Origin of the sequence: Winogradskyella sp. (genome assembly GCF_016744625.1) — a bacterium.
Taxonomy (GTDB): Bacteria; Bacteroidota; Bacteroidia; order Flavobacteriales; family Flavobacteriaceae; genus Winogradskyella.
The window spans coordinates 1-7,663 of sequence record NZ_JADGDZ010000123.1 but is presented as its reverse complement, the minus strand read 5'-3'; the positions used below and the strand labels follow the sequence as shown (position 1 = coordinate 7,663).

Below are 7,663 nucleotides of genomic sequence, written 5' to 3'. Positions count from 1 at the left end.
TGGGCTTACAAGAATTTTAAAAGAATTTTGACGTCTTACTTAATTACAAAACCTTACAGAACACTAATTAATTTAAAAAGGATATAAATAAGAATCCAAGATTAAGTTATTACCTTTAGTTTCGACAGACATCTGGTAGAACATAGAATTATTGAAATTAAAAGTTTGAATTATTTTATGATTTATCTGATGTAAACTAACTAACAATCAAATTTCATGGAACACATCGTTATCATAGGAAACGGAATTTCTGGCGTTACACTAGCAAGACATATCCGAAAACTTTCCGGCAAAAAAATCACTATTGTTTCCGCAGAAACTGATTATTTCTTTTCACGTACAGCATTAATGTATGTATTTATGGGACATATGAAGTTTGAACACACCCAACCTTACGAAGATTGGTTCTGGAAAAAGAACCGAATAGAGCTCAAAAAGGGTTACGTTAAAACTATTGAGACAAAATCTAAGACACTTCATTTTTCGGAAGGGGATACATTACAATACGATAAATTAGTAATTGCAACAGGAAGTAAACCTAACAAATTTGGTTGGCCAGGTCAAGACTTGGATGGTGTTATGGGAATGTACCATAAACAAGATTTAGATAATCTTGAAAAGCATGCTCCAAATAAAGACGTTTGTAAACGCGCTGTTATTGTTGGTGGTGGACTAATAGGCATTGAACTTGCCGAAATGTTGAATTCTAGAAGTATTCCTGTGACATTTTTAGTTCGTGAATCTAGTTTTTGGAATGGTATTTTACCAGAAGGTGAGAGTGAAATGATTAATAGACATATAAAAAATCACCATATCGATTTACGTTTGTCTACTAATCTAAAAGAAATAAAGTCTGACGAAAACGGAAAAGTAAAATCCGTAATTATTGAAGAAACAGGAGAAGAGTTAGAATGTAATGTTGTTGGGCTCACAGCTGGTGTTTCTCCGAATATCAATTTCATAAAAGATTCAGAAATTGAAACTGGACGTGGAGTTAAAGTCAACCGTTACTTGGAAACTAATATTCCTGATGTCTATGCGATAGGTGATTGTGCAGAACAACATGAAGCCATAGGAAACAGAAGACCTATAGAAGCCGTTTGGTACACAGGTCGTATGATGGGAGAAACCTTAGCACAAACTATTTGTGGTAATCGTATAGAGTACAGACCAGGTCATTGGTTCAATTCAGCAAAATTTATGGATATCGAATATCAAACCTATGGTTGGGTATTTGGTGGTAAAGGTCGACCAGAACATGAGCAACATTTCCATTGGAAACATACAGATGACACTAAGTGTATTACTGTAGCTTACCATAAAGACACCAATGAATTCTTAGGCATTAACACTTTCGGAATTAGAATGCGCCATGAAACTTTTGACAAATGGCTAACAGAAAAAAGAGATGTAGATTATGTAATGAATCATTTACTCGAAGCCAATTTCGACCCTGAATTTTATTCAAAATTTGAAAACGATATTCTTTCCGCATACAATAACCAACTACAAACCGTATAAAAATGAGCAATAAATTAAATCATAGTATGTCTTTAGCAAAACCAGATGCTTTAGATATTACAACAAAACAAAAAGTCGCTTTAGTAATTGGAGTTATTGGTCTATTTATATTAGCATTGGCGCTTTTCAATACTGATTTTCCTAATAAAGGATTATTCTTATCACTTTCTCTTGGTTTTATTGCCATTGGAATTATAGTATATTCTAGAGAAGCCTATCTAAATAAACTTGAAGGTATAAAGAATGATGGGCAGTGGTTTAAATCTATTTCTTCTCGTGGAGTTTGGGGTTGGATAGTTGGTGTCATTCTTACAGGATTTTATATTGTCCTTTACTTTTATGAAGAACTATTAGGATTAGGGCAAGGAGTTAACGGAATAAACACTGGATTAATTGCACTTTTTGATCCTTTAAGTAATCTTTTAAGTGGTAGAGACGCCAGTCAATGGTTTGTATATGGAACGCTTTACACAGTTGCGATTTTAGCTTTCGGATATAAATTTATTCTCAAATACAAGCATAATCGCTACCAACAAATCCGTACAGTTTCAGTAATGTTCTTTCAATTAGGTTTTGCTTACTTAATTCCAGAATTTATGTACGTCATGAATAACGGTTTACCTTATTATGATTTGAAAAGTGTATGGCCACTTAATTATTATCTTTTTCAAGATTATCACCTAGGTGAATTCCTTAAAACTGGAAACATCGGAATTATTTTAATCATTTTCGGTGTTATTTCGACATTAGTCATCACGCCTATACTAACTTATAAATACGGAAAACGGTGGTACTGTTCTTGGGTTTGTGGTTGTGGAGGATTAGCTGAAACTGCTGGAGACTCGTTTAGACATTTATCTACTAAAAAAATGTCTGCATGGAAATTAGAGCGTTGGTTAATTCATACTGTATTAGTTTTCTCTGTAATAATGACGGTTGCTGTAGTCAGTTCTTTCTTAAAAGGAAGTTGGATAGATGGAGTATTTGTCGAAGGTAATTATTGGTTAAGTAATGAAACTTTTCTTATAAGTGTTGGTGTTTTTTTAACAGTAATATTTGCTGGAGTTATGTGTTTTAAAAGAAATGAATTAGGTAAAGACGCACGCTATGGTGCTATTGGATATGCTGTAGTCATTCTATCTTTATTTATAATTTACTTTACCGGAATTAATGGTGATATATTTTTAATTAAATCTAGTGCTCTGAAGTCAGCTTATGGTTTCTACATTGGCTCAATATTTTCTGGTGTTATAGGAACAGGTTTTTATCCAATATTAGGTAGTCGTTCTTGGTGTCGTTTTGGTTGCCCAATGGCAGCTATTTTGGGGTTTCAACAACGTTTATTTTCTAAATTTAGAATTACAACTAACGGAGGTCAATGTATTTCTTGCGGAAACTGCTCTAACAGTTGTGAAATGGGAATCGATGTAAGACACTATGCTCAAAAAGGTGAAAACATTGTACGTTCTAGTTGTGTTGGCTGTGGTATTTGTTCTGCCGTTTGCCCAAGAGGTGTACTAAAACTAGAAAATGATAGTATGAAAGGGAGAATTAATCCGACTGAGGTTTTATTAGGAAACGATGTGGACCTAATGAAATTGGTAAATCAGAAATAGTTTTTGTTTAAAATTACATGAAAAACATCCTCTTTATATTAGTATTAATTATTAGTTCCAATGCTTCAGCGGAAAGAATTTATAAGAAAACATACTATGATAATGGGAATTTAAAAGATGAAGGCTGGATAGAAAATAATCAAAAAGTAGAATATTGGAAATTTTATTTTATCAGCGGAAATCTCAAAGAAGAAGGGAGTTTTAAGAATGATAAGCAAATTGGTTATTGGAAAGCATATTATACAAACAAAAATCTAAAAGTCGAAGGCCATTTCGATAATGAAAACCCAACAGGTTTCTGGAGGTTTTATCACAAAAACAAAAACCTAAAAAGAGAAGGTCATTTTAAAAATGGATTAGAAACGGACCATTGGGCATTTTACCACAAAAATGGCACTCTATATGGAGAAGGATTGCTTGATGAAGGAAAAAAAATAGGTTATTGGAAAATATTCTATAACAACGGCAAACTCAAAAAAGAAGGTGTATTTCGGAAAGACAAAGAAAAAGGCTACTGGAAATTCTATCATAAAAATGGGCGATTAGAAAAAGATGGTGAATTTAAGTTAGGAAAATTCACTAGCTATTGGCAATTTTACGGCGCGAATGGTAAAAAAACATCCGAAGGTCATTTCTTAAATGGCAAAAAACAAAATTGGTGGTTATTTTATGACGAGAACGAAAAGATTAATCATAAATGTCAATTAAGTAATAATCAAAAAAACGGATACTGTTTAATGTATAAGAATGAAAAACTGACTTCGGCTGTAAAATATTTTAAAGGAGAAAAGATTAAAGAATGGACGGATTTAAAGTCATTTAAGAAAGAAAATAAACTATCAGATCTAAAAAGTTAATGACCAAAATTGTAGTCATCATCCCTGCTTTTAATGAGGAGGAATCTATTCCACAAGTTATAAAAGACATTCCAAAAATTGTTGATGAGATTATTGTGGTGAGCAATAATTCAACAGACAATACGGAAATCAATGCTCAAAAAGCTGGAGCTACAGTATTACTTGAACACAAAAAAGGTTATGGTTATGCTTGCTTAAAAGGCATGGATTACATTGCCAGCTTTGATTATACTGAGCGACCAGATATTGTAGTCTTTCTAGATGGAGATTATAGCGATTATCCTGAAGAGCTAACTAAAATAGTAAAGCCAATAATTGAAGACAATGTTGATTTTGTAGTTGGTGCGCGAGTTAAAGAACTTAGAGAAGAAGGTTCTATGACAGTTCCTCAGATATTTGGTAATTGGCTAGCTACCAGTTTAATGAAATTATTTTTTCGTTCAACATTTACAGACTTAGGCCCTTTTAGAGCAATTAAATACGAGAAATTATTAGGTCTAAAAATGGAAGACAAAACGTATGGTTGGACTGTAGAAATGCAACTCAAAGCATTAAAACAAAAATTAAGTTATAGTGAAATTTCAGTTAATTACAGAAACAGAATAGGCGTCTCAAAAGTTTCAGGTACGATAAAAGGTGCTATCTTTGCAGGCGTGAAAATCTTGACATGGATTTTTAAATATAGTTTTAAGTGATCTATCTTCAATATACCATAATTGTAATTTATACTATCGCCATAGTACTAATCTTTATGTATTCGCTGGCTCAGTTGAATTTGCTTTACAATTATTTATCTTCAAAAAAACAAAGAGAGGATTGTGATACTTTCGATTTATCTAAAGATGAAGAAATTCCATATGTAACTATTCAACTCCCTATCTATAATGAGATGTATGTAATGGAGCGTTTACTCGACAATATTGCATTAATCGAATATCCTAAAGACAAATTAGAAATTCAGGTTTTAGATGATTCCACAGACGAAACCGTTGCAACTACAAAAGCACATATTGAACAATTAGCACTTACGGGATTAGACATTACACATATTACCAGAACTGACAGAAGTGGCTTTAAAGCTGGTGCACTAAAAGAAGGTTTAGAAATTGCAAAAGGTGAATTTATTGCGATTTTTGACGCTGACTTTTTACCGCAACCAAATTGGTTAAAACGCACCATTCCTTATTTTAAGAATAAAAAAATTGGTGTTGTACAAACTCGATGGGGACACATTAATAGAAATTACTCCATACTTACCAAAATCCAAGCATTTGCATTAGATGCGCATTTTACATTAGAGCAAGTTGGCAGAAATAGTAAAGGACACTTTATTAATTTTAATGGTACAGCAGGCATTTGGAGAAAAGAATGTATTCTAGATGCTGGTAATTGGGAAGGAGATACGCTTACTGAAGATTTAGATTTAAGCTATAGAGCACAACTAAAAAATTGGGAATTTAAATATCTTGAAGATGTTGAAACTCCAGCAGAATTACCTATTGTTATTAGTGCTGCACGTTCGCAACAATTTCGTTGGAATAAAGGTGGTGCTGAGAACTTTAGAAAGATGCTAAAACGTGTTGTTAAATCTAAAAATATTTCAACAAAAACAAAAATACATGGCTTACTACATTTACTAAATAGCACTATGTTTTTAAGCATATTTACGGTTGCTATTTTAAGTATTCCTATGCTCTATATTAAAAATGAATATGCACATTTACGCAACTACTTTTACGTAATGAGCTTCTTCGTAATGAGTACTATCATATTCTTTGTTTGCTATTGGTTTATGTATAAAAGTATTTATGGTAGTGGCTTTAAAAAATTCTTCAGTTATGTAGGCATGTTTTTTACGTTTTTCTCAATAGCAATGGGCTTTTCATTACATAATTCTATTGCTGTTCTCGAAGGCCATGCTGGTAAGCGTAGTGAGTTTGTACGTACGCCAAAATTCAACTTAAGTAAGTATAAAGACAACCTTAAAAACAATAAATATTTACGTAAAAACCTATCGCCAAATGTTATTATCGAAGGCATTCTAATGCTCTATTTTGGTTTTGGTATGTATAGTGCTTTTATAGTAGGAGACCAAGGTGGTGACTTCGGTTTGTTTCCGTTTCACTTAATGCTTTTTATCGGTTTTGGTTATGTATTCTTTAAGTCATTGAGCTCTAAAGTTTAACTTCTTTCCGCAAACAGAATAACCGTTCCATTCTCTAAATATTCTTTTAGTCCATTTAATAACATTGCCCAACAGAAGGACGAATGTTTAAATTCCGAATTACATTCTGGCCAATCTTCGTGAAAAAAGTTAAGACAGATTCCATTTTCTTTTTCCTTTAATTTAAACCCAAAAGTTGTAGGATTCCAATCATTGTCTGACTTTATCATTTTATAATGAATATGATCGTTTTGTTTACAGCTTTTTACTTCAGCATACCAATCATATTCATCTGTAAAGTTGAAATTGTATGCTTCATTTACTTGCGGAATACCTGAACATTTTAATGGCCACCATTTTTCTAGATGCTCAGGTTCTGAAACTGCTTTGTAAACACTAAATTTATCGCTCTTTATAATGAAATTGAAGTAAATGGAATGGCTCATAATCTATACTTTTTTTAATTGAAACTCTTCGCAATCAATTCTAATATCAGTATCTTTCAGTTCTTTTTCTAATAAATTACAATAAGGTTTAGTATTCTTTTTATCATAAAAACGACAACCTAAACATGTGCGTTGTACTGTTAATATTTCAGCTTGATTTAATTTATAAATCAACTCATAAATAGGCTTGAATAAGTTGTTTTGTTCTTGAGTACTAAGTGCATTTATTTGTTGCTTTATAGGATCTGCAAAATGTTCTATCTCTTCAACTATTTTTTTACCAGACACTGAAAGTTGTACAGCATAACTCCTACTATCTGTACTTGGAAATGTTTTAATTATAAGTTCCTTTTTGAGTAGAACTCGAATGGCGTCACTTACAGTTGGTTTCGTAATATTAAACTCTTTCGCTAAATGACTTACGTTACATAAATCTTGTTTGTGATACTTTACAAATATTAAAATTTGAATTTGAATAGGACTTAAGCTCAACAGCTTTGCTTTTTCCCATAGCAGTACTTTATAAGCTTCAGAAATACGTTCTAAGCCAGCAACAATCTTACTGGTTATATTATCTATTTGATATTTTGGATTGAAGTCACTCATAAAAACAAATACCTATCACTAATTATTGCAATAGGTAAAGTTAGTAATCCTAATTAAATTAAGTCAATTCTTATTGATTTTTCATTATTTATAATTTTATTAGGATTCCTAACTTTATTGATTAAAAAATTAACCTTTTACAGCTTCCATAGAAGCTCCAAAGTTAATATGGAGTACATTTCCATTTGGTGTTATCAAAGCAGGAACTGACTTAACACCTGCTTGTTCGGCTTCAACTATTCTATTGGTTACTTCACCAATATTCACAACCTCTACGTTATCTTCACCTACAAGGTTAATAATATCGTGTTCTGCACTTATACATACTGAACAACCTGCGTGATAAAAAATTGATTTACTCATTGTTATAAAAATTTAAGTTAATGCATTATTGTAACACAAATATAGTTAGGATTCCTTACTATTAAAATTATTTAACATATTTTTTTAAAT

At 31.9% G+C, this 7,663-nt stretch carries 8 protein-coding genes; 5 read left to right on the top strand and 3 right to left on the bottom strand.

Features of this window, described 5'->3' with window-relative positions; genetic code table 11:
* Positions 1 to 216 precede the first annotated feature (216 nt).
* From QZZ53_RS16150 to QZZ53_RS16130, 5 genes are read left to right on the top strand one after another with little or no spacing between them, the layout of a single operon-like run.
* Positions 217 to 1,521, top strand: coding sequence for an FAD/NAD(P)-binding oxidoreductase (locus tag QZZ53_RS16150; RefSeq protein WP_296386604.1), 1,305 nt, complete (start codon positions 217 to 219; stop codon positions 1,519 to 1,521).
* A 2-nt stretch (positions 1,522 to 1,523) separates the two neighbouring features.
* Entirely contained in the window at positions 1,524 to 3,137 is a 1,614-nt protein-coding gene (locus QZZ53_RS16145) for a 4Fe-4S dicluster domain-containing protein (protein ID WP_296386602.1), read from the top strand.
* Between the two features lie 17 nt (positions 3,138 to 3,154).
* A complete protein-coding gene (locus QZZ53_RS16140; protein ID WP_296386599.1) occupies positions 3,155 to 3,994 on the top strand; it encodes a hypothetical protein in 840 nt (279 codons plus the stop codon).
* Positions 3,994 to 4,689, top strand: a complete 696-nt coding sequence (locus QZZ53_RS16135) for a glycosyltransferase family 2 protein (RefSeq protein ID WP_296386598.1) — start codon at positions 3,994 to 3,996, stop codon at positions 4,687 to 4,689. The genes QZZ53_RS16140 and QZZ53_RS16135 overlap by 1 nt, the downstream gene beginning before the upstream one ends.
* Positions 4,689 to 6,179: a cellulose synthase family protein gene (locus QZZ53_RS16130; protein ID WP_296386607.1), complete on the top strand. Its 1,491-nt coding sequence runs from the start codon at positions 4,689 to 4,691 to the stop codon at positions 6,177 to 6,179. The genes QZZ53_RS16135 and QZZ53_RS16130 overlap by 1 nt, the downstream gene beginning before the upstream one ends.
* On the opposite strand, the gene QZZ53_RS16125 is transcribed toward QZZ53_RS16130, so the two are convergent.
* The 3 genes from QZZ53_RS16125 to QZZ53_RS16115 all read right to left on the bottom strand — a co-directional run bounded on the left by QZZ53_RS16125 (position 6,176) and on the right by QZZ53_RS16115 (position 7,573).
* Positions 6,176 to 6,604 (bottom strand): SRPBCC domain-containing protein, encoded by a 429-nt coding sequence (locus QZZ53_RS16125; RefSeq protein ID WP_296386596.1) that lies wholly within the window; start codon positions 6,602 to 6,604, stop codon positions 6,176 to 6,178. The two genes, QZZ53_RS16130 and QZZ53_RS16125, sit on opposite strands and share 4 nt — an antisense overlap.
* A 3-nt stretch (positions 6,605 to 6,607) precedes the next feature.
* A complete protein-coding gene (locus tag QZZ53_RS16120) occupies positions 6,608 to 7,210 on the bottom strand; it encodes a MarR family transcriptional regulator (protein WP_296386594.1) in 603 nt (200 codons plus the stop codon).
* 129 nt (positions 7,211 to 7,339) lie between these two features.
* A complete protein-coding gene (locus QZZ53_RS16115; protein WP_296386593.1) occupies positions 7,340 to 7,573 on the bottom strand; it encodes a thioredoxin family protein in 234 nt (77 codons plus the stop codon).
* Positions 7,574 to 7,663 lie beyond the last annotated feature (90 nt).